General features: G+C 70.9%; 30 protein-coding genes and 2 pseudogenes. 13 read left to right on the top strand and 19 right to left on the bottom strand.

What is annotated here, in order from left to right:
* From ADY59_RS50130 to ADY59_RS19330, 5 genes and pseudogenes are all read right to left on the bottom strand, one after another.
* A pseudogene (locus ADY59_RS50130) lies at nt 1-228 on the bottom strand (hypothetical protein); the annotation flags it as partial.
* A complete protein-coding gene (locus ADY59_RS19345) occupies nt 225-1,646 on the bottom strand; it encodes a S41 family peptidase (RefSeq protein WP_049564024.1) in 1,422 nt (473 codons plus the stop codon). The gene ADY59_RS19345 and the pseudogene ADY59_RS50130, both read right to left, overlap by 4 nt.
* On the bottom strand, nt 1,643-2,692 hold the full coding sequence (locus tag ADY59_RS19340) for a transmembrane transport protein (RefSeq protein ID WP_049564021.1): 1,050 nt from the start codon (nt 2,690-2,692) through the stop codon (nt 1,643-1,645). Before ADY59_RS19340 ends, ADY59_RS19345 begins: the two co-directional genes overlap by 4 nt.
* The gene (locus ADY59_RS19335) at nt 2,689-3,582 is read right to left on the bottom strand and encodes an ABC transporter ATP-binding protein (RefSeq protein WP_049564020.1); all 894 of its coding nucleotides are present in this window, start codon (nt 3,580-3,582) and stop codon (nt 2,689-2,691) included. The genes ADY59_RS19340 and ADY59_RS19335 overlap by 4 nt, the downstream gene beginning before the upstream one ends.
* Entirely contained in the window at nt 3,579-3,983 is a 405-nt protein-coding gene (locus ADY59_RS19330) for a GntR family transcriptional regulator (protein ID WP_197093744.1), read from the bottom strand. Before ADY59_RS19330 ends, ADY59_RS19335 begins: the two co-directional genes overlap by 4 nt.
* A gap of 161 nt (nt 3,984-4,144) precedes the next feature.
* Here ADY59_RS19330 and ADY59_RS19325 point away from each other — a divergent pair, with 161 nt between their 5' ends.
* The 3 genes from ADY59_RS19325 (at nt 4,145) to mihF (ending at nt 6,150) form a co-directional block, all read left to right on the top strand.
* On the top strand, nt 4,145-5,401 hold the full coding sequence (locus ADY59_RS19325) for a cellulose-binding protein (RefSeq protein WP_082310226.1): 1,257 nt from the start codon (nt 4,145-4,147) through the stop codon (nt 5,399-5,401).
* Nucleotides 5,391-5,669 (top strand): DUF6055 domain-containing protein, encoded by a 279-nt coding sequence (locus tag ADY59_RS19320; protein ID WP_197093743.1) that lies wholly within the window; start codon nt 5,391-5,393, stop codon nt 5,667-5,669. The genes ADY59_RS19325 and ADY59_RS19320 overlap by 11 nt, the downstream gene beginning before the upstream one ends.
* A gap of 127 nt (nt 5,670-5,796) precedes the next feature.
* Nucleotides 5,797-6,150 (top strand): integration host factor, actinobacterial type, encoded by a 354-nt coding sequence (gene mihF / locus ADY59_RS19315; protein WP_231618782.1) that lies wholly within the window; start codon nt 5,797-5,799, stop codon nt 6,148-6,150.
* Here the strand turns inward: mihF and ADY59_RS19310 are convergent.
* Together ADY59_RS19310 and ADY59_RS19305 are read right to left on the bottom strand one after the other, a co-directional pair.
* Nucleotides 6,128-6,595 (bottom strand): YdeI/OmpD-associated family protein, encoded by a 468-nt coding sequence (locus tag ADY59_RS19310; protein WP_197093742.1) that lies wholly within the window; start codon nt 6,593-6,595, stop codon nt 6,128-6,130. The genes mihF and ADY59_RS19310 overlap by 23 nt on opposite strands.
* Nucleotides 6,596-6,636: 41 nt before the next feature.
* Entirely contained in the window at nt 6,637-7,038 is a 402-nt protein-coding gene (locus ADY59_RS19305; RefSeq protein ID WP_049564016.1) for a heavy metal-responsive transcriptional regulator, read from the bottom strand.
* Nucleotides 7,039-7,135: 97 nt separating this feature from the next.
* On the opposite strand from ADY59_RS19305, the gene ADY59_RS19300 reads away from it, so the two are divergent.
* Nucleotides 7,136-8,242: an alkylmercury lyase family protein gene (locus ADY59_RS19300; RefSeq protein ID WP_049564014.1), complete on the top strand. Its 1,107-nt coding sequence runs from the start codon at nt 7,136-7,138 to the stop codon at nt 8,240-8,242.
* Between the two features lie 79 nt (nt 8,243-8,321).
* Nucleotides 8,322-9,269 carry a ClpX C4-type zinc finger protein gene (locus tag ADY59_RS19295; protein ID WP_049564012.1) on the top strand — a complete coding sequence of 316 codons (948 nt, stop codon included), beginning with the start codon at nt 8,322-8,324 and terminating at the stop codon, nt 9,267-9,269.
* Here the strand turns inward: ADY59_RS19295 and ADY59_RS19290 are convergent.
* Nucleotides 9,242-10,156: a recombinase family protein gene (locus ADY59_RS19290; protein WP_049564010.1), complete on the bottom strand. Its 915-nt coding sequence runs from the start codon at nt 10,154-10,156 to the stop codon at nt 9,242-9,244. The genes ADY59_RS19295 and ADY59_RS19290 overlap by 28 nt on opposite strands.
* 210 nt (nt 10,157-10,366) lie before the next feature.
* On the opposite strand from ADY59_RS19290, the gene ADY59_RS19285 reads away from it, so the two are divergent.
* From ADY59_RS19285 to ADY59_RS19255, 7 genes are all read left to right on the top strand, one after another.
* Entirely contained in the window at nt 10,367-10,702 is a 336-nt protein-coding gene (locus ADY59_RS19285; RefSeq protein WP_049564008.1) for an ArsR/SmtB family transcription factor, read from the top strand.
* A gap of 12 nt (nt 10,703-10,714) precedes the next feature.
* A complete protein-coding gene (gene arsM / locus ADY59_RS48005) occupies nt 10,715-11,944 on the top strand; it encodes an arsenite methyltransferase (protein ID WP_063780708.1) in 1,230 nt (409 codons plus the stop codon).
* 81 nt (nt 11,945-12,025) lie between these two features.
* Entirely contained in the window at nt 12,026-12,397 is a 372-nt protein-coding gene (locus ADY59_RS19275) for an ArsR/SmtB family transcription factor (RefSeq protein WP_049564043.1), read from the top strand.
* A complete protein-coding gene (locus ADY59_RS19270; protein WP_049564006.1) occupies nt 12,394-13,107 on the top strand; it encodes an MIP/aquaporin family protein in 714 nt (237 codons plus the stop codon). The genes ADY59_RS19275 and ADY59_RS19270 overlap by 4 nt, the downstream gene beginning before the upstream one ends.
* Before the next feature lie 47 nt (nt 13,108-13,154).
* Complete coding sequence (locus ADY59_RS19265; RefSeq protein ID WP_049564005.1) at nt 13,155-13,835, top strand: arsenate reductase/protein-tyrosine-phosphatase family protein; 681 nt, start codon at nt 13,155-13,157, stop codon at nt 13,833-13,835.
* 3 nt (nt 13,836-13,838) lie between these two features.
* Nucleotides 13,839-14,489: an arsenate reductase ArsC gene (locus ADY59_RS53720; RefSeq protein ID WP_049564003.1), complete on the top strand. Its 651-nt coding sequence runs from the start codon at nt 13,839-13,841 to the stop codon at nt 14,487-14,489.
* Between the two features lie 29 nt (nt 14,490-14,518).
* The gene (locus ADY59_RS19255) at nt 14,519-14,920 is read left to right on the top strand and encodes an arsenate reductase ArsC (protein ID WP_049564001.1); all 402 of its coding nucleotides are present in this window, start codon (nt 14,519-14,521) and stop codon (nt 14,918-14,920) included.
* A 95-nt stretch (nt 14,921-15,015) separates the two neighbouring features.
* Here ADY59_RS19255 and ADY59_RS19250 read toward each other — a convergent pair whose 3' ends face one another.
* The 5 genes from ADY59_RS19250 to ADY59_RS19230 all read right to left on the bottom strand — a co-directional run bounded on the left by ADY59_RS19250 (nt 15,016) and on the right by ADY59_RS19230 (nt 20,361).
* Nucleotides 15,016-15,972, bottom strand: coding sequence for a DUF4238 domain-containing protein (locus ADY59_RS19250; RefSeq protein ID WP_049563999.1), 957 nt, complete (start codon nt 15,970-15,972; stop codon nt 15,016-15,018).
* Between the two features lie 119 nt (nt 15,973-16,091).
* The gene (locus ADY59_RS19245) at nt 16,092-17,144 is read right to left on the bottom strand and encodes an ArsO family NAD(P)H-dependent flavin-containing monooxygenase (protein WP_049563997.1); all 1,053 of its coding nucleotides are present in this window, start codon (nt 17,142-17,144) and stop codon (nt 16,092-16,094) included.
* Complete coding sequence (locus ADY59_RS19240) at nt 17,144-17,491, bottom strand: ArsR/SmtB family transcription factor (RefSeq protein WP_049563995.1); 348 nt, start codon at nt 17,489-17,491, stop codon at nt 17,144-17,146. The genes ADY59_RS19245 and ADY59_RS19240 overlap by 1 nt, the downstream gene beginning before the upstream one ends.
* A gap of 226 nt (nt 17,492-17,717) precedes the next feature.
* The gene (locus ADY59_RS19235; RefSeq protein ID WP_082310225.1) at nt 17,718-19,127 is read right to left on the bottom strand and encodes an FAD-dependent oxidoreductase; all 1,410 of its coding nucleotides are present in this window, start codon (nt 19,125-19,127) and stop codon (nt 17,718-17,720) included.
* A gap of 148 nt (nt 19,128-19,275) precedes the next feature.
* Entirely contained in the window at nt 19,276-20,361 is a 1,086-nt protein-coding gene (locus ADY59_RS19230; RefSeq protein ID WP_049563993.1) for a flavin-containing monooxygenase, read from the bottom strand.
* Between the two features lie 78 nt (nt 20,362-20,439).
* Between ADY59_RS19230 and ADY59_RS48835 the strand changes: the two genes are divergently transcribed.
* Nucleotides 20,440-20,874 carry an ArsR/SmtB family transcription factor gene (locus ADY59_RS48835; RefSeq protein WP_082310224.1) on the top strand — a complete coding sequence of 145 codons (435 nt, stop codon included), beginning with the start codon at nt 20,440-20,442 and terminating at the stop codon, nt 20,872-20,874.
* Between the two features lie 134 nt (nt 20,875-21,008).
* On the opposite strand, the pseudogene ADY59_RS19220 reads toward ADY59_RS48835, so the two are convergent.
* The 6 genes and pseudogenes from ADY59_RS19220 to ADY59_RS19195 form a co-directional block, all read right to left on the bottom strand.
* Nucleotides 21,009-21,342, bottom strand: a pseudogene (locus ADY59_RS19220) (YnfA family protein).
* 88 nt (nt 21,343-21,430) lie between these two features.
* Complete coding sequence (locus ADY59_RS19215) at nt 21,431-22,411, bottom strand: arsenic resistance protein (protein WP_231618781.1); 981 nt, start codon at nt 22,409-22,411, stop codon at nt 21,431-21,433.
* Between the two features lie 126 nt (nt 22,412-22,537).
* Nucleotides 22,538-22,912: a hypothetical protein gene (locus ADY59_RS19210; RefSeq protein ID WP_049563991.1), complete on the bottom strand. Its 375-nt coding sequence runs from the start codon at nt 22,910-22,912 to the stop codon at nt 22,538-22,540.
* A 5-nt stretch (nt 22,913-22,917) separates the two neighbouring features.
* On the bottom strand, nt 22,918-23,379 hold the full coding sequence (locus tag ADY59_RS19205; protein ID WP_231618780.1) for a MerR family transcriptional regulator: 462 nt from the start codon (nt 23,377-23,379) through the stop codon (nt 22,918-22,920).
* Nucleotides 23,376-23,768, bottom strand: a complete 393-nt coding sequence (locus ADY59_RS19200; RefSeq protein WP_049563989.1) for a rhodanese-like domain-containing protein — start codon at nt 23,766-23,768, stop codon at nt 23,376-23,378. The genes ADY59_RS19205 and ADY59_RS19200 overlap by 4 nt, the downstream gene beginning before the upstream one ends.
* Nucleotides 23,765-24,151 (bottom strand): hypothetical protein, encoded by a 387-nt coding sequence (locus tag ADY59_RS19195; RefSeq protein ID WP_049563987.1) that lies wholly within the window; start codon nt 24,149-24,151, stop codon nt 23,765-23,767. The genes ADY59_RS19200 and ADY59_RS19195 overlap by 4 nt, the downstream gene beginning before the upstream one ends.
* Between the last annotated feature and the right edge of the window lie 135 nt (nt 24,152-24,286).

Below are 24,286 nucleotides of genomic sequence, written 5' to 3'. Positions count from 1 at the left end.
CGGCGGACGGCAGATGCATGTGCTGTCCGGCGTCGTGCTGCTGGTCGTCGGGCTGGCGCACCTGGTGGCGGCGATCCTGGTGTGGCGTCCCGGCGGCGGGCCGGCCGCGTTCGTCGGCCCGGCGGGCGGCCTGGCGGCGTTCAGCGGGGGGGGGGGGGGCCTGGGCGGCACGGGCGCGCTGCACGCGGCCACGGCGAGGAGGGCGGCCACCGCCACGATCGCTCTCATGAGGTCTCCCTCAGCAGGTTCAGGGCCTTGGCCAGGGCGGGATCGCGGCCGGCGGCCGCGTCCTCGGGGGTCGGGGGGACGTGGTGGTCGGGCGGCACGCCGATCCTGTCGATCACCTCGCGGCCGGGCCCGAGATGGTGCTTGTCCGGGAAGCTCAGCGTGGTGTTGTCGCTGAGCCGGTACGGCTGCGCGGGCCCGGAGATGACGCCGGCGGTCCTGGTGCCGACCAGCGGGCCGAGGCGCAGGTCCTTGACCGCGGAGCTGAAGTGCTCGCACGCCGAGGCGCAGCTGCGGTCGATGAGCACGACCAGGGGCAGGCCGAGCAGTTCGACGGTGTCGTCGGTGCGCGAGGTGTCGCAGGTGCCGTCCACGGCGCACTGGTAGGCGGTGACCTTGCCGTGGGCGAACGCGCTCACCAGCCGGGTCGCCTCGTCGGGGCTGCCGCCGCCGTTGCCGCGCAGGTCCAGGACGACGCCGTTGAGCGTCCGGCCGGCGCGCAGCCGCGAGATCGCCTTGAAGACCCGGTTCGCGGCGTCGGGGGCGAATCCGGTCATCCGCACGTAGGCGGTGTCGTCGTCCAGCAGCCTTGACCGGACCACCTGCAGGGCGGCCAGGTCCCGCTGGTAGAGGCCCGGCTTGAGCGTGACAGTCCAGCGGCGGCCGGTGCTCTGCCGCAGGAGCCGCAGCCGGACCGGCCGCGCCAGCGGGTAGGGCCGGTACAGGAGGGCGATCGCGGGGGTCGCCTCGCCGCCGACGAACGGCGCCGAACCGTCGATCGATTCGATGACGTCGCCGGGCCGCAGCCCCGCGGCCTGCGCCGCGCCGCCCTGCACGGCCGTGACGAACAGCGGGGGCACGGCGACGCCGGGGTTGCCGTCGACCTGGGGACCGTACACGTTCGCCTGAAGACCCAGGCCGTAGCCGTCGCCGTCGTAGTAGTCGGGAGGCCGTCCGCCGCCGTGCGCCCAGCGGGCGTGGTTGTCGCCGAGGCTCGCCACCAGGGCCTCCATGGTGACGACGGCCAGTTCGTCGCGCAGGCCGGGAACCTGATCGGTGATCTTGCGGTAGGTGGCCTCGAAGGCGGCCCAGTCGGCCTTCCGGTCGCCGGTCAGCGCGGGCATGGTGGCCCCGGGCAGGTCGCGCCCGTTGCGGTTGAGCTCCTGCGTCAGGGCGGCGAACCCGGAGGTCAGCAGCGCGCGGGCGTCCAGGGTGGAGCCGCTGTAGTAGTTGCCGAGGATGCAGAAGTACGCCTGCTCGATGACGTCGATCGTGGCGGGCGTCTCGGCCGCGGGAGGACCCGCGGGGCGCGCGCACGCCGCGCCGGACGCCGTGGTGCCCTGGCCGCGCGGCGGCGTGGGCGCCGCGCAGGCCGCGGCCAGGAGGAGGGCGAGCCCGGCCGTCACGGCCTTGACCCTCATGACAGGCGCCTCCGGATCCACCCGAAGCAGAGCCACGTGAGGCCGAGGGTGAGCAGGGCGTAGATCCCGGCCTCGATCGCCTGCATGGGCCAGAACCGCTCAAGGGGCTGGTAGACGGCCTTCTGGTGGTAGCCGAGCCGGTTGAGCTCGGCCAGGCACGTCTGCATGCCCTGCCGCGCCTGCTGCGGCCCGCAGGGGCCCGACGTGGTGGAGACGCCCTCGACGATCGCTTCCTCGCCGCTCGCGGCGATCGTGCGTCCCGACCCGTCGACGAGCTCGCTGGACAGCACCCAGGCGCCCGTGTGCCCGGGGATCGTCGCCGTCAGGTTCACCGTGGGCATCCCGTCGCGGCGCACGCCGAACATGTCCACGTTCTCCCTGGCGAGCTCGAAGGCCGAGGTGACCGGGGGCATGAGATGGGGTCTGACCAGCAGCGGCACGGCGATCTGGATCGTGGCGAAGACGAGCAGGGTCAGAGCCATCGCGGCCAGTGTCCGCTTGACGAACATGCCGACGGTCACGCCGAGGACGAAGGCGAAGGCGGCGTACCCCAGGGGGATGATCCCGCGCGCGCTGAACACCAGGGGGTCCATGAGCGCGAAGCCCTCCGGGGCGGACTGGTCCAGCGGGCCGGACCACCAGGTGACCGCGAGCCCGCTGATCCCGGCGGCGGTCGCGGCGACCAGGCCGGTGAGGGCGAGCTTGACCGCCAGCCACCGGGTCCTGGTGATGCCCTGGTTCCACACGAGCAGGTGCGTGCCCGCCTCCAGCTCCCTGGTGATCAGCGGCGCCCCCCAGAAGAGCCCGACCAGGGCGGGCAGGACCAGCACCACGAGGGTGCCGGCCAGGAAGGGCGTCTGGTAGGCGTCGAAGAAGCGGTCGTAGAAGTTCAGGCACTCCTCGCCCCGCGTGCAGGAGGCGATCCCGGTGGCGTAGTCGGCGGCCAGCTGGGAGCCGGTCGGGACCAGAACGGCGGCGAGCAGCACGAGCAGCAGCGACGTCATCAGGGCGGCGCCACGGAACTGGCGCCAGGTCAGCCAGATCATCGCCGGACCTCCAGGGCGGCGGGTCGCCGGCCGGCGGCGGCGGAGGTGTCCATGTAGGCCAGCACGAGGTCTTCCAGCGTGAGCCGGCTGATCGTCCAGGCGGGATCGAGGATCGGGGCGTCGGTGCGGATGACGTACGTGCTCTGCCGGTCGGTGTGCCGCGCGGAGACGACGTGCTGGTCCGCGGGCAGCGTGCCCTGGTCGCGGCGGGGGCCGGTGAGGCGGTGATGGGTGGCCAGCAGGTGCTCGGCCTCCCCGGCGATCTGGACCCGCGAGTCGACGAGCACGATCAGGTAGTCGCACGTCCTTTCCAGGTCGGAGACCAGGTGGGAGGAGAGCACCACGCTGAACTCGTGCTCGACGGTCGCCTCCATGAGGCCCTGGAGGAACTCGCGGCGCGCCAGCGGGTCGAGCGAGGCGACCGGCTCGTCCAGGATCAGCAGTTCGGGCCGCTTGGCCAGGCCCAGGGTGAGGGCGAGCTGGGCGCGCTGGCCGCCGGAGAGCTTGCCGGCCCGGTGGGCGGGGTCGAGACCGAGCCGGGCGATCCTCTCCCGTGCCATCACGGCGTCCCAGCCGGTGTTGAGCCGTGCGCCCAGGCGCAGATGCTCGGCGATGCTCAATCCGGCGTAGACGGGGGTGTCCTGGGCGACGAAACCGACCTTGGCCAGTTGCGCGGGACCGGCCGCCGGGCGTCCGCCCAGCACAGTGAGCCCGCCCGTCGTGGGTTCCAGCTGGCCGGTGGCCAGTTTCAGCAGGGTGGTCTTGCCGGCTCCGTTGGGCCCGACCAGTCCGACGACGTGGCCGTCGGGGATGTCGATGGTGCAGTCGCGCAGCGCCCAGCGCCTGCCGTATCTCTTGCCCAGCCCCTGAGCCTCTAAGACGGAACTCACGCTATGTCCTCCTGTGCGGCGGTCCGAAAGGTGGTCATGAAGAGGGCCTCGATGCTCTCGTCGTCGAGGCCGGCCCGGCGGGCCTTGGCCAGCCAGCGCCGCAGCTCCAGCCGCAGCGGGCCGTGCGCGGCCAGCGAGGTGTCGGCGAGCGTGGCCGTCACGAACGTCCCCACCCCGGGCCGGGCGGCGACCAGGCCCTCGTGCTCGAGTTCCCGGTAGGCCTTGAGGACGGTGTTGGCGTTGATCGCCAACTGCGCCACGACCTCCTTGAGGGTCGGCAACTGGTCGCCCTCGCGGAGCAGCCCGAGCCGGAGCGCACGCCGTACCTGCTGGACCAGCTGCTGGTAGGGCGCGAGACCGGACTTGGCGTCCAGATAGAACTCGATCACCGATTTCTCCATTTATCTAGTGTCATAGGACTTTAGATGCTCGCATATATGGCGCGGGTTAACACCTGAAACGTTCAGCGCGTCTTGACAAGGTCTGCGGCTGGCTCAACACTCGGCTGGTCAGCAGGTGTGTGACATAGCACCGAATGTTAGCGCTAACAGAGAGGACTGCCATGAAGCGATTAACGTCGGCGATTCTGGGCGTCGTAGCCGCCCTCGGGATCTTCCTGATCCCCGCTTCACCGGCCGCCGCCGCGGTGGTCAACCTGGCCCCGAGCGCCACCGCGTCCGCGTCCTACACCTCGCCCTGGGAGAGCGTCGCGGCGATCAACGACGGCGTCGATCCGCCCGGTTCCAACGACACGGTCAACCCGCGCTGGGGCACCTGGCCCAACACCGGCGAGCAGTGGGTGCTGCTCACCTGGCCGCAGGCGCGCACGCTCAGCTCCGCGCAGGTGTACTTCTTCGACGACGGCGGCGGCGTCCGGCTGCCGGCCTCCTGGAAGCTGCAAAGGTGGACCGGCAGCGCGTACGCCGACCTGCCCGGCACGTACCCGCTGGCCGCGAACGCGTACAACACGATCAGCTTCCCGGCGGTGAGCACCACCCGGCTGCGCGTCGTGCTGCAGAGCGGCACGGCGTCCGTCGGCCTGCTGGAGGTCAAGGCCCTCGGCGAGAACGGGCAGCAGAGCGGCTGGAACCCGCCCGCCAACCTCGTCACCCCGCTGAACGAGGTGTGGCAGCACCAGGAAAGCACGTACCCGAACCTGTACGGCTTCCGCAACTACGGCTGGGACCAGATCATGGCCAACCGGGGCTCGGTCAACTACTGCGTCCGCTGGGACTCCGGCGCGCCCGTGTCGGCCGCGCTGCGCGACCAGATCCACGCCGCCCTCGCCCGGCAGTTCAAGAAGTGGATGGATGTCATGGTCGGCCACAACGGCTGGCCCTACACGAACGTGCCCGTGAAGGTGGTCGGCTGGGCCGTACGCGACCGCGCCCAGCTGCAGTGGAGCGACAACTCGGTCGACATCTACGTCAACGACATCCGGGAGAACGCGCCGCAGTGCGCCGAGGCGTGCGGCCGCTTCTTCAACCAGAGCGGCAACTACCCGAACTGCCCGGGCGGCGCGTCACACCACTACGACATGTCGCTGTGGCTCACGGCCGGCATGGGCGGCGGTGCGGGCGGCGACTGGGGCCAGCGCATCGGCAGCGAGTATTACGTGAACTCCCTCAACGCCGACAACATCCACATCCTGCTCCACGAGATAGGCCACACCTTCGGCCTGGACGACTTCTACGACTGGACCCCCACCGGCGTCGGCGGCTTCCTGATGAAGGCCGGGAGCGCGTCGCACATCACCGACTTCGACGCGTGGATGTTCCGGGACTGGTGGCGGCATCTGAGGAACCGCTATGGCTACTAGGATCGCGGCGATCTGCTGCCTCCTCCTCGCGATGTTCGCCGTGCCCGCTGTACCCGCCCAGGCCGCGGCCAAGACGGTCTACATCCCGTCGCGCTGGGCGAGCACCGGCGAGGTGCCGTGGGCGGCCGAGCGCACCCGCGAGTCGGCCAACTTCATCCTGTTGTGGGGCGACCGGTCGGGCACCGACCCCAGGAACGCGCCCTCCGCCTACCGCTTCGACCCCGCCGACATCCTCTCCCAGCTGGAGAACCTGGCCTTCCAGTACTAGTGGAACGATGAGCCGGGGTTGGCGTCACATGATTTGACACTCTGCGCGATGATGGCTGGTGGCCTGCGTCGGAGCGTATGGCGTAGCAGTTCGAGCTGTTGATCTACAGGGTGGGAGGGCAGATCTGATGGCAGTTCTGATGGCAGTGCCGACGATGACGCCGCAACAACGGGCGACGGCCCTGGAGAAGGCAGCTGAAACTCGCACGGCGCGTCGCGCGCTGCTGGCCGGGGTGAAGTCCGGTACGACCAGCGTGGCGGAGGTGTTCGGCCGTAGCGGCGAGGAACTGGTGAAGAAGACCCGGGTGGCGCAGGTTCTTCGAGCGGTTCCTGGTTACGGGCCGGCGAGGGTCGCGGCGCTGATGGCCGTGTCGGGGGTGGCTGAGAAGCGCCGGGTCGGTGGGCTGACCGAGCAACAGCGAGAGCGTCTGCTGCAGGCGCTGGCCGGGCTGGCGGCGCTCAGGTCACCGGGCGCTGCTTGACCCCTGCTTCCAGCAGGCTGACCACTTCGGCGATCCGCTGGGCCCGCACCTCGGGCCGGCCCTTGGTGGCGTCGATCCAGCGCAGGTAGGCGCGCAGGTAGAACTGGGCGAGGGAGTCGAAGAAGGCGCCCGCCGCCGGGCTGGCCTCCAGCGCCGCGGCGACGTCCTCGGCGAGATCGGCCCGCTGCGGCCCCTCCGGCTTGAGTACCACGCTCACCTGCCCGCCGGGCTGAAGGCCGCAGCGCTGCCAGGCCGGGCCGAGCAGGAAACCGCGTTGCCCCTCGTGTTCGACGATCACGGCGCGGATGCCCCTGCCGTTCAGCGTGCCGGTCACGTGATGGACCGGTTTGGGCGCCCACACCTGGTCGGGGTCGAATGGCACCGGGACGAACAGGCGTCCGCGTCCGCCTGGCCGGCTGTCGGCGGTGTAGTGCTGTTCCTGCACGCAGCCGATCCTGCCACGCCGCCCCGCCGCCGGCCGAGGGCTCACGCGGTAGTGGTCAGGATGCGGCAGATTCCCTCAGGGCCGCAGTCGGCCGGGTCGACGGCTCGGGCCCGCCGGTGCAGGCCCTGCAGCGCGGTGCGGGTGATCAGCAGGTCGGCGATGCGCTGCTCGACGTGCTCCAGGTGGGTCTCGATCAGCGTGGTGACGTGCCGGCAGGGCGGCTGTCGGGCGTCGCGGATGGTCAGCACGCCGCGGATCTCGGCCAGGGACAACCCGGCCGCGGCTGCGTCGCGGATGAAGGCGAGCCGGTCGGCGGCTTCGGCCGGGTAGTCGCGGTAGCCGGCGGCTGTGCGGGGTGGGGCCGGCAGCAGGCCAGCCTGCTCGTAGAAGCGGATGGTCTTGGCGGACAGTCCGGCCGCGGCGGCCAACGTGCCGATGCGCATGCTCCCAGGCTACGGCCTTGACCTTCCAGCACGCTGGAAGGTTTACCGTCGGATCGGACGCCAAGATGCAACACGAGCAGCATGAGGAGGCCGGGCGATGAAGCTGGTGATGGTGACGGTGCCGGACTGCCCGAACGCGCCGACGCTGGAGCGGCGCCTGCTCAAGGCGCTCGACGAGAGCGGTGTGCAGGCGGCCGCGATCGAGCGCCGCACGGTGAGCGACGCCGGGCAGGCGGCGCGCTGGCAGATGCGCGGCTCACCGACCTTGCTGATCGACGGCCGCGACCCGTTCGCCGACCCTGCGATGGCGACCGGTCTGGCCTGCCGGATGTATCGCGACGAGCAGGGCCGCCTGGAAGGGGCACCCTCAGTGCCGGCGCTGGTTGCGGCGCTACGCCACGCCCTGGACGGCACGCGCCACCAGGCGCTCGCGCACACCGGCGGCCCGGACCCGAACGGGGTGGTGCCCGGGTCGGTGCCCGGGTCGGTGCCGGTGTGGGCCGATGCGCTGGGGCGCGCCGACGCCGGGCGGGCAGCTCCCGTGGAAGGCGGACTGCGGGCGGTGCACCAGCAGGTGCTGCGCGGCTTCGCCGCAACCGGAGCGGCGCCGCCGGTGGCCGAGCTGACCCGCGTGGCCGCCCCGTATGGCGTGAGCGTCGAGCAGGTGCTGGGCGAGTTGCACGCCGCCGACTTCCTGCGCCTGGACGACGATGGACGAGGGGCCGGGCAGATCCTGGCCGCCTACCCGTTCTCCGCTTCTGCGACCCGGCACCGGGTGCAGATCGACGGCGGGCCGGCCGTGTTCGCGATGTGCGCGATCGACGCGCTCGGCATCGCCGCGATGCTCGGCCGCGACGTGCGCATCACCTCGGCCGACCCACATGACGGCCGGCCGGTCACCGTGGAGGTCACCGCGGCCGGGCAGGCGTGCTGGAGTCCGGCCAGCGCGGTGGTGTACGCGGGCCAGCAGGCCGCCTGCGACACATGCCCACCCGCACCCGCGCAAGCATCGGCTCCAGGGGCCCGCTCGGCCGCCGCGGAGGTGTGCTGCGGCTACGTCAACTTCTTCGCCGACTCCGCCAGCGCCCGCACCTGGGCCGAAGCTCACCCTCAGGTGAGCGGCCAGGTCCTGGACCAGCAGGCGGCCCTGCAATTGGGCGTGGCCATCTTCGGCCCGCTCCTGGCCGAGACCGACCCGCAGTAACCGCTGCCGGGACCTGCCTCCCCGTACGGGCGACAAGAAAGGATTGTCGAGCCGTCGTTGACAATCTAATGTTGTCGTCATGGACAGCCCCGCGCTGAACACCCAAGCGATGATCGAAGCCGTGGCCACCCGAGCCGCCAGCACCGACGCGCTGGTGCTGCTGGAGGCGGCCATCACCTACGGCGCCCTGACCGGCCAGGCCGCCGACGCCATGGTCGACCACTACGTCCGCACCGCCCGCGACGCGGGCCTGTCGTGGACCGATATCGGTGAGCGGCTGGGCATCTCCAAGCAGGCCGCCCGCCAGCGCTACGCCCCCCGGCTGGAGGTCAGCGGCGGGCCCGGCACCGAACCGGCCGTCATCGCCCCGCGCTTGGCCGCATGCCTGCAAGCCGCTCAACAGGCCGCCGACGCCGAGACCAGCGCCCCCGGCACTCAGCACCTGCTGCTCGGCCTGCTCCAGGTCGGCCGGGCCGCTGGCGTGCTGGATCGGCTCGGCGTCACTCACGACAAGGTCCTCGAGGCTGCCTCCCGGCTGCTGCGCCCACACGCCGCTGTCGACGCTGCTCGCGAGGTTGCTTCCGGCGGGGCCGACGACGGTAGCCGGACGGTGGGCGACGGCGAGGCCTACGACACGGTCATGCGCGCCCGCCGCTTCGCCGCCGGCCGCGGCCAGAACCTGGCCCGCACCGAGCACCTGCTGTTCATCCTGGCCACCGACCCCGGCTGCTCGGCCCGCCGCATCCTGGACGACCTCGGCGTCGAGGCCGCCCACATCAAGAAGGAACTCGCCGACTGCATCCCGCCCCCGCCCCGGCCCGGCCGCCGCGGCCGCAAGCTCGCCAAGCCCGGCCGGGCAGAACGCGCCTGCTCCTTCTGCGGCTGCACCGACCCGCACCGCGCCATGGTGCACGGGCCCGGAGTGCAGATCTGCGGCGAATGCGTCACCCTCGCGGGCGAGATCGTCACCGCCCAGCACGACCAAGCCGATCGCGAGCTTCAGCCCGGCCGGCGGCTCATCGGCTGAACGTCCACCATCTCGGCCGTCTGCCCTGTCTCCTCCTCAGCCAGCACGCGGTAGACGCTGGCGACGGAGGGGTGAGCGCCCTTGTTCTTGCCGGTGGGGATGACCAGCTTGGCCGCGATGTCGGGCACGGCCACGCCGCGGGCCCGCAGTGTCCGCGCGTAGGCGATCATGTCGTCGTCGAACACCTTCGGCCGCCCGCCGTGGCGGCCGCGCTCACGGGCCGAGGCTTGGCCTTCGAGGGACTTCTCCCGGATGTACTCCCGCTCGGACTCGGCCATCCCGGCGAAGAACGCGAACAGCGCCGCCCCGTGCCCGGACGGGTCGTAGACCCCCTGCAGCGGGCCGGTGAGCAGTTCCAGCTGAATGTCGGCCCGGCGCAACTCCTCGGCGATGGCCAGGAGTTCGGCCGCGCCTCGGCCCAGCCGCTTCATCTCATGCACGGTGAAGATCACCCGCTGGTGCGGGACGGCCTGCTTGATCGTGCGGGCGAACTCCATCGCCTTGGTGAACTCCGGCCGCACCTTTACTCGAGAGCTGATCTTCTCCGAGAAGATCGGGTCGCAGCCCGCCGCCTCCAGGGCGTCGAGCTGGCTCTGCAGTTCCTGCTCGGCCGTGCTGCAGCGGGCATAGCCCACCCGGGTCGTCCCGACGCCGGCGACGGCGGCTTCGATCGCCGGGCCTGCCGTCCAGGCCCGGCCGGCGCCTCGATCGGCGGGGGTGCGCACCTCCAACTCGGCGCGTAGTTGCGGCACGAGCATGAAGCGCGGCGTGTGGTATTTCGGCGCGACCTTGCCGCCCCGGGTGCGGCAGGAGCTTCCGGCGGGCGCCTGACAGGTCGGGCAGTCGACCGCTTCGACGGCGGCGGCTGGATCGGCAAGATCGCTCATGTCGCAGAACCTACCGTGAGCAGCATTCTGAGAACACGGTTTTGCGAGAAGTTATGAGAACGACGCCGACGGACAAAACGGACACGACCGCTCGGGGTTGCCGGGTCTGTCAGAACTCCTCATATCTGAGAACGCCGCGCGTGTCGCGGAAGCTCCTCATAGCAGCCGACTCTTCCCTTCGGCCGATTTATCTAATATCGTCGATTAACGATGAATGAGGAGAAAGGGCTGCTGCCGCGCGCGGAGGCCGAAGAGTACGCCAGCTGGTTCAAGGCCCTGGCCGACGCCACCCGCATCCAGATCGTGTCGCTGCTGGCCCGGCGGCGGGTGCCGATGAGCGTGGGCGAGATCGTGGCCGCCTCCGGGGTGGGCCAATCCACCGTCTCGCACCACCTGAAGATCCTGGCCGAGGTGCGGTTCGTGCTGGTCGAGAAGCAGGGCACCTCCAGCCTGTACCGGATCAACGAGAACTGCGTGAGCTGTTTCCCGACCGCCGCCGACGTGGTCATGGGCAACCCCGTGCCAGCTGCGCTCACCTGCGAGTGAAGGAGCTTCGCCATGGCGCATGACGAGATCATCGACCACTACTCGGCCCTGGCCCGTGCCGCGGATGCCGGTTGGGTGGTCGCCGATTGTGGGCAGGACGCGTTCGAGCAGGGCGGTTTCGGTGTGGCGGGCTACGACGAGCTCGGCACTTTGCCGGAGGGGGCGGTGCGGGCCAGCCTGGGGTGCGGCAACCCGGTAGCTGTCGCCGAACTGCAGCGTGGTGAGACGGTGCTTGATCTCGGCTCGGGGGGCGGCATCGATGTGCTGCTGTCGGCGCGCCGGGTCGGCCCGCACGGCAAGGTCTACGGATTGGATGCCAGCCCCGACATGCTGGCGCTGGCCCGCCGCAACGCCGAGCAGGCGGGCGTGCGCAACGTCGAGTTCCTGCACGGGGTCATCGAACACGTTCCGCTGCCGGATCACGCTGTCGATGTCGTCATATCCAACTGTGTGATCAACTTGTCCGGCGACAAGGCCGCCGTGCTGGCCGAGGCGTTCCGGGTGCTACGCCCCGGCGGGCGGTTCGGGGTGAGCGACGTCGTGGTCGACGGCGAGCTCGACCCGGTCCGACGGGCGGCGGCAGAGCAGCGGATCGGCTGCGTAGCCGGCGCCCTGCCGATCGAGGAGTACCGCGAACTGCTGACCCGGACGGGCTTCGTCGGCATCCGAATCACGCCGACCGCCGACCACGGCGACGGCGTGCACTCGGCTATCGTCCAGGCAGCCAAGCCCGCCATCGGGCCTGGCCTGGAGATCCGCCCCATGCGTGACACCGATGCCGCCCAAGTCCTGGCGATCTACCAGGCGGGGCTCGACACCGGACAGGCCAGCTTCGAGACCACGGCGCCGAGCTGGGAGGGTTTCACCGCCGGCAAGCTGCCGCATCTGCGCTACGTGGCCGCCGACGCCGAGACCGGCGATGTCGTCGGCTGGATCGCCGCCTCACCGGTCTCCACCAGGCCCGTCTACGCCGGAGTCGTGGAGCACAGCATCTACGTTCACCCCGGCTGCCAGGCGCACGGCATCGGGCGCGCTCTGCTGAGAGCATTCATTGCCGCCGCCGAGGACTGCGGCGTCTGGACCATCCAGTCCGGCATCTTCCCGGAGAACACCGCCAGCCTGTCGCTGCACCAGGCGCTGGGCTTTCGGGTGGTCGGCGTCCGCGAGCGCGTCGGCCGCCACCACGGCGTCTGGCGCGACGTGCTGACGATCGAACGGCGCAGCACAGTGGTGGGCCGCTGACGAGCGGCCTGGCCGGCTGGCCATCTGACGTTCATCATGGCGTGTCCTTGCTGATATCCATGGATGCCAATATTGACGCTCATGGATATGTTGGAGGTCCTGGACTGCTGCTCCCCGCTGGCTCGCGAGCCGCTGGGCGAGGATCAGGCGGCGGGGTTGGCGCGGGCGTTCAAGGCGCTGGGCGATCCGGTACGGCTGCGCATCGTCTCGATCGTGGCCAGCCACCAGGGCGGCGAGGCATGCGTGTGCGACCTGACGGCGAGTTTCGAGCTGGCCCAGCCGACGATCAGCCACCATCTCAAGGTGCTCAAGGATGTCGGCCTGCTGACCAGCGAACGGCGGGCCTCCTGGGTGTATTACCGGGTCGTGCCAGAACGGCTCGCCGAGCTCGCGGCGCTGCTGGCCGCGCCCACAAGGGTGGATGACGGGGCGGCCGCCGAGGTGGACGGGTGAAGCGCCGGTTGCTGGCCGAGTTCCTCGGCACCGCGCTGCTGGTGACGGTGGTGGTCGGGTCGGGGATCATGGCCCAGACGTTGTCCCCTCACGACGTGGGCCTGCAGTTGCTGGAGAACTCCACCGCCACCGTCTTTGGCCTGGCCGTTCTCATCGTCGTGCTGGGCCCGGTCTCCGGTGCCCATTTCAATCCGGTGGTGTCGCTGGCCGACTGGTGGCAGGGACGGCAGAGCGGACATGGCCTGTCCGGCGGCGAGCTTGGCGGCTACGTGGTGGCCCAGGTGCTGGGGGCTATCGGCGGTGCGCTGCTGGCCAACGCGATGTTCGACAAGCCCGTGATCGCGTGGTCGGGCACGTCGCGATCGAGTGCGCACCTGTGGCTGGGCGAGGTCGTGGCGACCGCCGGCCTGGTGCTGGTGATCTTCTGCCTGACCAGGTCGGGCCGTACGGCCGCCGCGCCGCTGGCGGTGGGCGGCTACATCGGGGCGGCGTACTGGTTCACCTCCTCCACCAGCTTCGCCAACCCCGCCGTCACCATCGGCCGGACCTTCTCCGACACCTTCGCCGGCATCGCTCCCACATCGCTGCCCGGCTTCATCGCGGCCCAGCTGATCGGCGGCGTTATCGGGTTGGCACTGGTGCATGGCCTGTTCGGCAGTCCTACCGCAGCAACTGCCGAGCCCGTCGTACCCCATCAAGACGGGCGCTGAGCACCGGCAACTTGACGCGAAGAGATAGCTCAATAATCATTGACTCAATGAACATTGACGGGTCTTCTTCGCTGGAGGCCCGGGCCCGGGTGCACGCGGCACTCGGCGACCCGGGCCGGCTGTCCATCGTGGACCGGCTGCTGCTGGGCGATGCGTCCCCGGGTGAACTTGGCCAGATCCTCGGCCTGCCCACCAACCTCCTCGCCCACCACCTGAAAACGCTGCAGGAAGCGGGCGTGATCGAGCGCCACCGCTCCGAAGGCGACCGCAGACGCACCTACCTGCGCCTGATCCCGCAATCCCTATCCGGCCTGGTGCCTGCGGCGGTCCGACGCGCCCCGCGCATCGTGTTCGTCTGCACCCACAACTCCGCCCGCTCCCAACTGGCCGCCGCCCTGTGGGCCCGCGCCAGCGCCGTACCGGCCGCCTCGGCCGGCACGGTACCCGTCCCACACGTCCATCCCCCCGCCCGCGCCCTCGCCGCCCGCCACGACCTGGACCTCGACCACGCCACGACCAGTCACGTGGACCAGACGCTACGCCCAGACGACCTGGTCGTGGCCGTCTGCGACACCGCCCACGAGCAACTCGCCGACCTCGAACGACTGCACTGGTCCATCCCCGACCCGGTACGCACCGGCAGCGACGAGGCGTTCGAACACGCCTACACCGACATCGCCGACCGCGTCCAACGGCTGGCACCCGCCATCCATCCCCCCAAGGAGTGAGCCATGCCGCAGACCTACCGCCACCTGGACCTGTCCATCGATCAGCAGCACGCCCTGCTCACCGCCGCCCGCCGCCTGGCCGAGGAGTTCACCGGCACGTTCGGCACCGAGACCATCGAACGGTTCCTGCACACCAGCTACGACCAGTTCGCCCTGCACAGCACGATCCCCAACTACCTGCCGCTGCTCGCCGAACGCTTCGCCCGCCAGCGCCTGCACGCCCTGGCCCGCGTGGAAGGCCACCACGACGGGCGGCCCATCGTCTTGTTCCTGTGCGTGCACAACGCCGGACGCTCCCAAATGGCCATGGGCTTCTTCCAGCACCTGGCCGGGGACCGCGCACTGGCCTGGTCCGGCGGCTCGGAGTTCGCCAGCGAGATCAACCCCGCAGCGGTGGCCTCCATGGCCGAGCGGGGCATCGACATCTCCCGCGAGTTCCCCAAACCGTGGACCGAGGAGATCGTCCGCGCCGCCGACGTCGTGGTCACCATGGGCTGCGGCGACGCCTGCCCTGTCTACCCCGGCAGGCGTTACCTCGACTGGGAACTGGACGACCCCGAGGGCAAGAGCGTCGAAGACGTGCGGCCCATCCGCGACGAGATCGAACGCCGCGTCCGCGGCCTGCTCGACGACCTCGAAATCCCCACAGCCTGACGACGGAAACAACCGAAAGGAACCAGCTCTTGAGCAGCAAGCCCAGCGTCCTGTTCGTCTGTGTGCACAACGCCGGCCGCTCCCAGATGGCGGCCGGCTGGCTCACCCATCTGGCAGGCGACCGGATCGAGGTCCGCTCCGCGGGATCGGCGCCCGCCGACCAGGTCAACCCGGCCGCGATCGAGGCGATGCGCGAGGTCGGCATCGACATCACCGCCGCCCATCCCAAGATCCTCACCGTCGACGCGGTGGAGGCCTCCGACGTCGTGATCACCATGGGCTGCGGCGACGCCTGCCCGATCTTCCCCGGCAAACGATACGAAGACTGGAAGCTCGACGACCCCGCCGGACAGGGCATCGAGGCCGTCCGTCCCATCCGCGACGAGATCCGTGACCGCGTCGAACAGCTCGTCGGTGAGCTCACCAGCTGAGGGCAACTGGCATGTGCAGCGCTCATCGCTTTCGGTGGGCGTTGCCTACGGTCAGTTCCGGTCCGATCGGGTTGCCGCCCTCATCTTCAGGCTGGTCACGATGTGGTCGGGCGGGAAGGCGGGTGTTCGGTCAGCCATCGCCGCTCCACGGTCAGATTCCTGCCCAGGGGCGGATACTCGACGATGTAGGAGGGGCTGTTGCGTCGCTGATCGCCATTCCATGGGGTGGGCAGGCGTACGCCGGTCAGGTGCGAGCTGAGCAGTGGCAGTGAGTCGTGTTCAGCGTGGCAGTACAGGTGCGTGTCGGCTGCATCGTAGATCACGACATTGAGCCAGATGCCGAGGCCGCCGTCGAACTTGGTCAGGTGATCGACCTGCTTTTCCGGGTCTGGGTCTCGCGTCCCTAATCCGGGAAGAATGAGGAAGCGGTGAGGGTCCAGCGGAAGGATCATGTCCCAGAAGGCCGCGGCGCGCAGCTGATTCGCATCGTCGTGCCCGTTAAGGATCACCACCGGTACGTCGCTGGTCCACAGGCACGCGTCGCTGAATCCGAGCCCCCAGGGGCGGTTGTAGACGATCCGGCCTAAGGCGGCGAGCTGACCGGTGATGAACTGAAGGTGGGGGTCTCGGCCGGCCAGCGACTTGACGGCGTGCGGCACCTCCAGCGGCTGTTCGTCGGTGCCTGCTGCGGTGATCGAAACGAGGCGGCGGCGTTGACGCGTGGTCCGCACGATCTGAGCGGCGATCCACCACGCCATCCAGGACCTGTCCTCGGCTCTGAGCGGCCAGTGGAGGGGCAGCGCACCTGCGGGGTCGTCGAGTATGGCGCGAAAGACCGGAGCGGCTCGCTCTTCGATTTTCGCGAGCAGCCGCTCGACGCGCTGGCCGTAGAAGTCGGTGACCGCCGCCACATTGGTGATGTTCGCCTCGAAGACACGGTCGAGATCATCGACGCTGCGCGCGGTGATGAACCAGTTCGTGCTCGCCTTCTTCTTCTGGCGCGAGAAGTGCCGCAGATACATCCGCGGCACGGTGTGATCGTTGGTCGGCATCGCTCTCCCTCGCCAGCAGGCGCATCGTGGTTTCCTCGCCAGACTCCTCCGGCTCTGCTGCCTCAAGGGAAGGCACGAACCTCCATGATGGCCAGTCCGTGGAGCATCGAGCAACGGGCTTACCGGCCGCCCCGACCTGATGAGACGCCGAGCGCGGCCATCACTTCGATGATTGCCTGCTTGGCGGTACGGGCGGCGCCGATGAGGGTCGCTGAGGCCAGGCCGGTCCAGTCGCCATAGCCGAGCAGGTGCAGGCGGGGCTCGCCGATGGCGCGGGTGCCCTCGACCGGGATGAGGCCGCCCCGGCCGCGCAGCCGTAACGGGGCCAGGTGGCCGAGCGCGGGGCGGAAGCCGGTGCACCAGATGATGGCGTCGGCGGCCTGGCTGGTGCCGTCGGACCAGGCGACGCCGTCGCGGGTGATCCGGCGGAACATCGGCTCGGCCTTCAGCGCGCCGCGATCGCGGGCCTCGCGGACCGGTGGGACGGCGACGATGTCGCCCAAGTGACCGATGCCGCCTCCGCCTTGGGCCCGTCGGGTGGCCAACGCGAACAGCGCCCGGCCGTCGATCTCGTCGGGCAACAGGCGGGGCGGGCGCAGGGTGACCCAGGTGGTGTCGGCGACGGTGGAGACCTCGGCCAGGATCTGCGCGGCGGAGTTGGCGCCGCCGACGATCACCACGCGTCGGCCCCGGAACGGCTCGGGGCCGCGATAGCCGACCGTGTGGAGTTGCTCGCCGTGGAAGTCTCCGATGCCGGGATAGTACGGGACGTACGGCCGCCACCAGGTGCCGGTCGCGCTGATGACGATCCGGGCCTGCCAGGTGCCGGCGTCCGTTTCGACCGTCAGGCGCGCGCCGCCGCGCCGGACCGCATGGACCTGAACCGGCCGCAGCACAGGCAGATCGTAGCGCTGCTCGTAGTCGGCCAGGTAGGCGACCGTATCGGCGGCGCTCGGATAGCCGCCGGGTGGGACGGGCATCATCCGGCCGGGCAGCGAGCTGTACTGGGCGGGAGAGAACAGCCGCAGTGACGGCCAGGCGTGCCGCCACGCGCCGCCGGGGCGGTCCTGGGCGTCGAGGATGACGAAGTCGGCTCCGGCGCGGCGCAGGTAGTAGCCGGCGGCCAGCCCGGCCTGGCCGCCGCCGATGACCAGGACGTCAACCAGACGCATCACGCGGAGACGGGCCCGGCGAGCGGGGTGAATAGGGCGCCGAGCTTGTTCACCGCCTCAGGGATGATCCGGTAGTAGACCCAGGTGCCGCGCCGCTCGCCGTCGATCAGGCCGGCGGTACGCAGCACCTTGAGGTGGTGGCTGATGGTGGGCGCGGTCAGGTCGAAGGCGTCGGTCAGGTCGCACACGCACGCCTCACCGCCCGCGTGGGAGCCGATCATCGACAGCAGGCGCAGCCGTACGGGGTCGGCGACCGCCTTGAGCATGACCGCGAGCTCGGCCGCGTCGCTCTCCGACAGCGGTTCACGCGCGATCGGTGCGCAGCACTGGCTCGTGACCGCAGTCATCCGACCCTCCCTGATTCGAAATCTGTCGAAATTATAGGCGGTGGTAGGTCAACAGTGCGAACGCGGCAATCGCGCACGCCAGTCTGATTGCGCACGCCGTAGTCGAGGGTTCGGGTGATGGCCAGGGCCGCGACGATGCGCCAGCCCTGCCAGGAACGCGACCGACCGCCGCCCTCAGTATCGAGGGCGGCGGTCTGGGCGGTGGAGCTACTCATGCCTGATCCGCTCAGCCGCAGCAGCCGCCGCCATCGGAGGCGGAGACGGTGGCCAGGGGGAGCGGCGTGGACAGCAGGCCGCCGCCGATGCCGGCGGCCAGGCCGACCCGCTGCTCCTGCGCCTCGGCCAGGCTGGAGGAGCACACCCCGGTCTCGGGCAGCTCCAACTGCACATCCCGTGCCGCCTCCCAATCCCCGGCCAGAGCGGCCACGACCGAGCGGGCCTGCTCATATCCGGTGGCCAGGAGGAAGGTGGGGGCGCGGCCGTAGCTCTTGACACCGATGGCGTAGTAGCCGGCCTCCGGGTGAGCCAGCTCGTCGGCGCCGTGCGGGGGCACGGTGCCGCAGGAGTGCGCGTTGGGGTCGATCAGCGGGGCCAGCGCACGGGTGGAGCCGAGGACCGGGTCGAGGTCCAGGCGCAGTTCGCCGGCGATGGCGTGGTCGGGCCGGTATCCGGTGGCGGCCACGATCCGCTCGGCCGTGATGGTCTGCTCGGCGCCGGACGAGTCGCGGCTGATCACCCGTACCTGCTCGCCGTCGCGTTCGATGGCCCGCTCGATGCTGTGGGTGAAGAAGCCGGTCACCAGCCGGATGCGGCCAAAGGTGACGTGGGCGTGCAGGCGGGTGCCGAGCGCGCCACGGGCGGGCAGCGCATCGGCCTCACCGCCGCCGTACGTACGAGCGGCGTTGCCGGCGCGGATGGCCCAGGTGATCGGGGTGTCCTCCAGCTCGGCGAGAGCGAGCAGGGTGGTGGCGGCCGAGTGGCCCGCGCCCACGACCAGGACATGCCGGCCGGCGTACCGGTCGCGGTCGGCGCCGAGGACGTCGGGCAGCGCGTGGTCGACCAGGTCCGCCGCGTCGCTCTCGCCGTGGGCGGGCAGGCCGGACGCGCCGAGCACGCTCGGGGTGGCGTAGGTGCCGGAGGCGTCGATGACGGCGCGGGCGTGCAGCTCGCTGCCATCGGCCAGGCGGATCAGGAACGGCGCCGCCTCACGTCCGGCGGTGCGGACCCGGTCGTAGCCGAGCCTGCTGATCGCGCTCACCTGCGCGCCGAGGCGGACCCGGTCGCCGAACAGCTTGGCCAGCGGCGCCAGGTAGTCATCGATCAGCTCGGCGCCGGTCGGCAGCCACCCGGCGTCCGGCGCACTCCAGCCGTCGGCTTCCAGCAGGCGGCGAGCCGCTGCGTCGATGTTGTACCTCCACGGGCTGAACACCCGGACGTGACCCCACTTGGCCACCGACGCGCCCGCCTGCTCGCCCGCCTCCAGCACCACGAAGTCGAGGTTCCGCTCGGCCAGGTGGGCCGCCGCGGCCAGCCCGACCGGGCCCGCACCGATCACCACGATGGGCAGCTCGTCCGGCTGTGCGGCCTGCGTGCTGGGCTGGAGTTCGACGCTGGTGGGACCGCAGCATCCGCTCATGGCGCATCTCCTCATCGGTTCTCGCGAGCCGCGCCCGCGCTGGTTTGAAGTTTGTCTAAGTAAGCTCGTCGGCAGGATGCCCGACAGATTAGGGATATGTCAAATTAGATGCTCATCGAATCAAGCAGGTTGGGGAAGGTGCGGCCGCTCAGGCGCGGCCGCGTTCCCGGTCGCCGCGCAGGTGGCGGGCGAGCGCTGCCACGACGCGCCGGGCGTCGCCGCCCACCCCGCGCAGGGTGTTGGAGGAGGGGGTGCGCTGCCACTCCAGGCCCAGGAAACCCAGGCCGCCATGGGTGAGCGACAGGCCGTGGCGCTGGCGCGGGCGGCCGTCGGCCGTCAGCGCGCCCAGCCCGGCCAGGTAGGGCAGGTTCGGCTGGTAACCGGTGGCCAGCAGCACCGCATCGACGCGTTCACGCCGGCCGTCAGGCCACGCCACCTGGTCGCCGTCCAGGCGCATGAACATCTCCCGGCGCCGAAAGCGGCCCTCGCGAACCGCCCGGCGGTAGCGGCCGTCATCCAGGACGGGCGAGGCGGGCGGGGTCTCGGCGCGTGCCAGCGGCAGCCGGTCGAACCCGGTCACGCGGAACCAGAAGTGCAGATCCCGCCCCAGCGGACGTTGCTCCACGAACCGGACCGGCGTGCGACTGGCGAGCGTCACCCGCCGATCGGCGGCCAGCTCGTAGGCGACCTGGACCGCCGAGTTGCCCGCCCCGACCACGATGACGTGCTCGCCGGGCAGCGAGGCCGGCGAGCGATAGTCGGCGACGTGCAGCACCTGGCCGGTGAAGGTGTCCAGGCCGGGCAGGGCGGGCCGGTGCGGGCGGCCGAAGGAGCCGCTGGCCGCGATCAGAGCAGGGGCGGCCAGTTCTTCGCCCCCGTCCAGACTTACGGTGAAACCGTCCGCGCTGGCCTCGACGGCATCCACGCGGGCGCCGGTGCGCAGCTCGGCGCCGCGGCCGGCCAGGGCAGCGGCGTAGCGTTCCAGGTAGGCGATCACCTCGTCGCGGCGCGGGTAGCGTTCGGGATCGCCGCCGAAGGGCGCGCCTGGCAGGCTGCTGTAGCGGGCGGGCGAGAACAGGGCCAGGCTGTCGTAGTAGCGCGGCCAGGACCCGGCGGTCCGGCCGGAGGCTTCCAACACCACAGGCCGCAGCCCGTACTCCAGGGCGGCGTGTGCGGCGGCCAGGCCGGACTGCCCGGCCCCGACGATCAGGACGGAGTCGTTGTCGAGAGGCATGCCGCGAACGTACCGTCATTTTCTAATATGTCAATATCTTGATGTGATGGGTAGGATGCCGGAAGGAAGGGAGCAGGCATGGCCACCGAACCACCCGCCACCAGGCCGGACACCCCGCAACCGAATGCGGCGCGACCGGACACCGGGCAACCGGCCGCCGTACCAAGCGCCGGGATCGCCTGCGCGCCGGCCGCGACGCCCGGCGACGGCGCGACCGCCGCGTGCGCCCCACAGCTGGACCAGGCCACCCACGACTTCCTCAAGGCGCTGGCCAACGAGGGCCGCCAGCAGATCATGCTGCTGTTCGCCCAAGGCGCCGAGCTGTCGGTGAACCAGGTCGCCGAGCGTGCCGGTATCAGCCAGTCCGCCGCCTCCCAGCAACTCGCGCTGCTGCGCCGCGGCGGTATCGTCACCGCCCGCCGCGCCGGCAAGGAGATGCTGTATCGCGGTGACCGCGACAGCGTCGCCCGCATCCTCGGCGACCTGCAGAACTACCTCAAGTTCTGCTGCTGACACCTCCCCCGGCAGGGGCTGGACAGTTCAGGCTCATACCTCAGACGCCGCGGTCAGGGGTCGTGCCGCCACACAGCAGATGCCGTGATCACTTCTGGCGGCGATCTCAGCACTCGGCCTCCTTGCGGGGCCGATCACCCGCGCGGCGCGTACATGATCACTGCAACGCCGGCCAGGCAGACCAGAGCGCCGATGACGTCCCATCGGTCGGGCCGGAACCCGTCGACGACCATGCACCAGGCCAGGGACCCGGCGACGAACACGCCGCCGTAGGCGGCCAGGATGCGGCCGAAGTTCGCGTCCGGCTGCAGCGTGGTGACGAACCCGTACAGGCCCAAGGCGATGACGCCGGCACCGATCCACACCATGCCGCGCTGCTCGCGCACGCCTTGCCAGATCAGCCACGCCCCGCCGATCTCGGTGAGCGCGGCCCGGGGCGAACAACACCAGGGAACGGATGATCGTCATGGCAGGAAGTACAGCGCATCCCGGCAGGCGCCCATTCGTGCTGGTTCGCACAGGGCTCATCTGCGTGAGCTGCACCGCTCGCTTCGCCTCAGCGAAGCGGAAGCAGTCTGGGCACCAGGCGGACGTAGATGACCATGCCCACCACCTCCACCAGGGTCTGGGTGACCACGACCGCCGAGGCGACGGCCAGCGCGTCGGGCAGCGCCAGCGCGAGCGGCAGCACGACCAGGGAGTTGCGGGTCGCGCCGGTGAACACGATCGCCCGCCCGGCCGGCACGTCGAGGCGGAACAGGCGGCCAACAGCGAGGCCGGCGACGGCCATCACGGCCAGGAACAGCATGTAGAACGGCACCACGGCGGCCACCGCGGCCAGGTTGCCGTCCAGCTTGGGCACCTGGGAGGCGACCACCGTGATCAGCGTGGCCGCCATCAGCGGCACCATCGCCGCGCTCGCCCCCTTGGCGACGGCGCGCCCAGCTGGGCGGCGGGCCGCCCACGCCTGGGTGAGCCAGGCCAACGCCAGCGGGATGACGATCAGCACCACGAACGCCTCGACGAACGGCCCCGGCTCGACCACCGCGGTCAGCTCGGCGCCCATGAACGCCACCAGCAGCACCGGCAACGCGACCATCTGGACGAGCAGCAGCAGCGGCGTGGCGGCCAGCAGTCGCCGGCTGTCGCCCCCGGCCAGCCCGGTGAAGACGATCACGTAGTCGACGCACGGGGTCAGCAGCACCAGCAGCACGCCCAGGCGGACCGCGTGATCGGCGGGCAGGAAGGCGAACATCGCCGCGACCACCAGCGGCACCACGGCGAAGTTCACCACCAGCGCGGCCCCCAAGAACCGGCCCGCGCGTAGCGAACGCACCAACTCGGCGGCGGGCACCTGCAGGAACGTCACATACAGCAGGGCCGCCAGCACCGGGTTGATCGCATGCTCCAGCACCGATCCCAGCGCCGGGGCGGCCCATCCCGCCACGGCGCCGGCCACGATCGCCCCCACGTAGATGGCGACCTGGTGACGCTCCATCCGCGCGACCAACCCCTCCGGCTGCGTCTGCGGCGTCACTCGGCCCTCCCACTCCTGCTCATGCCGCTTGATTTCTGCACGTGACGCTATCGGCAGCGCCATGCCGGTTCGGCGGCGGCCTGACTGCGACGGGCCCTGTCGGGGCGAGGCCTTGCGCCGGGCGGCTCAGCAGCCGCAGCCGCTGCCGCCGCATCCGCAGCTTCCCCCACTGGGGGCGGCACGTGAGGTGCGGCGACGATGCAACCACCACATGCCGGCGGCGACGGCGACCAGCACTCCGGCGACGGCGAGCAGGGTCTGCTCGGCCAGCGCGGCGCCGGCTCCGGTGAGCAGCCCGGCTCCGATCAACAGGGGCAGGGCGCAACAGGCCGCGCACGCGAGCACGGCCAGGGCGGCGGCGACTTTGCTACGCCGTGGGGGTCCGCCATCGTCCTTGCTGGAGCGCTCGGTCGCAGGAGCGCTGAAGGTGGTGAGGGGCACGGTGGTGGGCACGGCGATGGGCACGGCGATGGGCGTGCGACGGTCGTGGTCGGTGCTCACTGTGATCAGCTCTCCTTGGGGGTGCGATCGTGGGCCAGATCGGCGAACGGCAGGGGGCAGTCGGGGCAGGTGCAGTGGGTCAGACTGTCGCAGCCGGCGTTGACTACCTGGGTCAGCGCCTGGCGGATGGTGGCCAGGTCGGCGATCCTCGCGTCCACCTCGGCGATCTTGGCCTGCGCGCGGGAGCGCAGGTCCGGGGTGGGGTGGCCGCGCCGGCCGGTGTCGATCAGCTCGGCCACCTCTTCCAGGGTGAAGCCCAGCCGCTGGGCGGCTTTGATCACGGTGAGCAGGGTGACGGTCTCGGGCGGGTAGGCGCGGTGACCGCCGGGGCTGCGCGCCGGTTCGGCGATCAGCCCCCGGCGTTCGTAGTAGCGCAGGGTCTGCAGGTTGACGCCGGCCTGCTCGGCCACCTGCCCGCTGCGCAGGTACGGCCCGCCCGCACCGTGCAGCACGATGTCCTGGCTCACGCTGGCCGTCCCGCTGCGGCGGCCGCGCCGCTGATCGGGCCGCTGATCGTGCTCGTGCCTGAGCGGCTGCCCTCGAAGGCCAGCCCGGCCTCGGCCCAGTCCTGCTTGCCGCCGGGGTAGACGCGTACGTCCGCATATCCGAGCCGGGCGAACGCGGCGGCGGTGATCTTGGAGCGGTTGCAGTACGGGCCCGAGCAGTACACCACCACCGGGGCGGCCCGATCGGGCGCCACCTGCCCGGCCAGCTCGGCCGACAACTGATCGGGCACGTTGCGCGCGCCGGGGAGGTGCTCGGCCGCGAAGGCGTCGGCCGGCAGGGCTTCCACCAGCTGCACACCCCCGCCCTCCAGCAGCGCGCGCAAATCCTCACGCGTGATGCGCTTCGTCACAGATCTCTCCTCCTGGCGTCCGCACCCGCACCCGCACCCGTTGACGCTGCCGCGCCGGCGCGCTCGGCCAGCGCGTCCAGCACCTGAACCTGCTCCGGCGGCACCGTCACCTCCAGGGCCAGGCTGCCGTCGGCGATGGTCAAGGTGAAGGTGAAGAAGGAGCAGCAGCCGTTCTCCCGCGCCGCCAGCTCGGCGGCCCGCGCGGCGTTGTCCGGGCTGAAGACCAGGTCCAGGCGCAGCCTCGTGCGCTCCGGCCGCGCCAGCTCCTGCACGGCGTCGGCGAACAGGGCGTCGAACTCGGCCACCCGCAGCGGCTGCTCGGCGGTGGGCAGCGTGCACGCCGAGGGCACCCACTGCTGGTCAAGGGCGATGTCTTGGGTCATACCTCGACGGTAAACCTGTACCTAGGTACCGAATGCAAGCCCCTTCGCCGTCAGGCGCCCTTTCCTCTCTTTCCACCATGCTCGGTGAGCGGCCGATCTCCTCACCCCGCAGGAAGCCGACCTTCGGCAACGTCT

The organism is Nonomuraea sp. SBT364 (genome assembly GCF_001083785.1).
In the GTDB taxonomy this organism is placed as follows: domain Bacteria; phylum Actinomycetota; class Actinomycetes; order Streptosporangiales; family Streptosporangiaceae; genus Nonomuraea.
This window is presented reverse-complemented; position numbering and strand designations above follow the sequence as displayed.